Origin of the sequence: Nocardioides humilatus (assembly GCF_008373755.1) — a bacterium.
Taxonomy (GTDB): Bacteria; Actinomycetota; Actinomycetes; order Propionibacteriales; family Nocardioidaceae; genus Nocardioides; species Nocardioides humilatus.
The window spans coordinates 1-395 of the sequence record NZ_VUJV01000111.1 but is presented as its reverse complement, the minus strand read 5'-3'; the positions used below and the strand labels follow the sequence as shown (position 1 = coordinate 395).

At 58.5% G+C, this 395-nt stretch carries 1 protein-coding gene; it reads left to right on the top strand.

What is annotated here, in order from left to right:
• A partial coding sequence (locus F0U44_RS24170; protein WP_188113648.1) for a ferritin family protein occupies positions 1–373 on the top strand: 373 nt, incomplete at its 5' end.
• Positions 374–395: the final 22 nt, after the last annotated feature.

The window sequence follows — 395 nt, the reverse complement described above, 5'->3', positions numbered from 1 at the left end:
AGAACGCGAGCACGCGACCAAGCTCATTGACTACCTGCTCATGAGGGGCAAGCTGACAGGCTCCGTAACCGACCTCATCACGTACAGGGCCCCCGCCAACACGTCGTGGGAGAGCGGCGCATCAGCCCTCGAGCACGCCCTCAAGCTGGAGAGTGACGTCACCAACAGCATCCGGGAGGTCATCAAGACCTGCGAGAGCAGCTTCAACGACTACCACCTGGTCGACTACTTGTCCGGGGAATTCCTCGACGAACAGTACAAGGGCCAGCGCGACCTCGCCGGCAAGGCCTCGACCCTCAAGAAGATGATGGACAAGCACGCCGCCCTCGGAGAGTTCATCTTCGACAAGAAACTCCTCGGATTGAACATATAAATATTTTGCACGTAACGCCGCC